The organism is Sandarakinorhabdus sp. (genome assembly GCF_040398645.1).
In the GTDB taxonomy this organism is placed as follows: Bacteria; Pseudomonadota; Alphaproteobacteria; order Sphingomonadales; family Sphingomonadaceae; genus Sandarakinorhabdus.
Genome location: NZ_JBBATR010000009.1, coordinates 63,486 through 65,248 on the forward strand (window position 1 = coordinate 63,486; position 1,763 = coordinate 65,248).

At 65.8% G+C, this 1,763-nt stretch carries 2 protein-coding genes; both read left to right on the plus strand.

From position 1 onward, the window contains the following. The first annotated feature begins 80 nt into the window (after window positions 1–80). Complete coding sequence (secG, locus tag ABWP50_RS03830; RefSeq protein ID WP_353216667.1) at window positions 81–437, plus strand: preprotein translocase subunit SecG; 357 nt, start codon at window positions 81–83, stop codon at window positions 435–437. A gap of 9 nt (window positions 438–446) precedes the next feature. Further along, window positions 447–1,754 carry an MFS transporter gene (locus ABWP50_RS03835; protein WP_353216668.1) on the plus strand — a complete coding sequence of 436 codons (1,308 nt, stop codon included), beginning with the start codon at window positions 447–449 and terminating at the stop codon, window positions 1,752–1,754. Window positions 1,755–1,763 lie beyond the last annotated feature (9 nt).

Here is a 1,763-nt window from a genome sequence, read left to right on the forward strand (position 1 = left end):
GCGGCGGCTTGATTGCACGCCCAGCCGAACCAATGTAAGGCGCAGCCGTTATTGCCTGTCGAACCGAAAGCCTGCCAAACGTGATCACCTTCCTGCTTGTTGTCCACGGCCTGATTGCATTGGGGCTGGTCGGCGTGATTTTGCTGCAAAAATCCGAAGGCGGCGCGCTGGGCATCGGCGGCGGCGGCGGCGGCGGGCTGATGACGGCGCGCGGCGCGGCCAATCTGCTCACCCGGTCAACCACCGTGCTGGCGGCGCTGTTCATCATCTCGTCGATCCTGCTGGCCGTGCTGGCCGCTGGCACCAACAAGGCACGCGTGATCGATCCGACGATTGCGGCCAAAGGTGCACCAGCGCCTGCGCCGGTTCCGGCGACGGCACCCACATCAGCACCGACCACGCTGCCGGCGCTGCCGGGCGTTCCGGTCGCGCAGTAATCCTGCCGCGTGGCCGGACACGCTGGTTTGGGGCCGAAGCCTGCTGCGGCGCGCCCTGGCCAGTTTCGCCAGATCTTCGGCGGCGCGGCCGGCAATCTCGTCGAATGGTATGACTGGTACGCCTATTCGGCGTTTGCGCTGTATTTTGGGCCGCGCTTTTTCCCGCCGGGCGATGATCTGGCGGCGCTGCTGAACAGTGCGGCGATTTTTGCGGTCGGGTTTTTGATGCGCCCGATCGGCAGCTGGTTTCTGGGCGTGTGGGCGGATCGGCGCGGGCGCAAATCGGCGCTTACGCTGTCGGTGGCGATGATGTGTTTTGGCTCGCTGATGATCGCGGTCGCCCCCACTTATGACCAGGTCGGGCTGCTGGCGCCGGCGATCCTGCTGCTGGCGCGGCTGGTGCAGGGCCTGTCGGTGGGCGGCGAATATGGCGCTTCGGCCACCTTCATGAGCGAGGTGGCGCAGGCCAAGTGGCGCGGTTTTCTGGCGAGTTTTCAATATGTGACGCTGGTGGGCGGGCAATTGCTGGCGCTGGCGCTGCTGGTGCTGCTGCAGTCGGCGTTGACAGATGCCGAGCTGGCGGACTGGGCCTGGCGCATCCCGTTCGTGGTGGGCGCGGCCTGCGCGGTGATGGTGTTCTGGCTGCGCAGCGGCCTGGTGGAAACCGAAGCCTTTGAACAGGCCAAGCGCGCCGGATCGCAGGGCGAATTGCTGCGGCGCCTGCTGGCGCACCCGCGCCAATTGCTGATCGTGCTGGCGCTGACGGCGGGCGGCAGCCTGTGGTTTTACACCTTCACCACCTATATGCAGAAATATCTCGTGTTGTCAGCGGGATGGACCAAGCAGGAGGCGACCACGACGTCGGCCTTTGCCTTGCTGGCCTATATGGCGATGCAGCCGCTGTTTGGCGCCTTGTCCGACATTGTGGGCCGGCGGCCGCTGATCATCAGCTTTGGGGTGATGGCGACGCTGGCGACAGTGCCGGCGCTGGATGCGTTGGGCGCGGCGCGGCCGGGGCCGGGGGCGTTGGCGCTGCTGGTGCTCTGCCTCGCGATATTGTCCTGCTACACGGCGATTTCGGGCGTGGTGAAGGCGGAGATGTTCCCGGCCGATGTGCGCGCGCTGGGCGTGGGCATGCCCTATGCGCTGGGTGTGGCGATCTTTGGCGGATCGGCCGAATATGCGGCGCTGGCCTTCAAGAATGCCGGGATCGAGCGGGGATTCTTCTGGTATGTCACCATCATGGCCGCCGTCGCCTTGATCGCCGGGCTGCTGATGCCCGATACAAAGCGCCACAGCCGTATCGAAACCGACTGATTGCCAGCC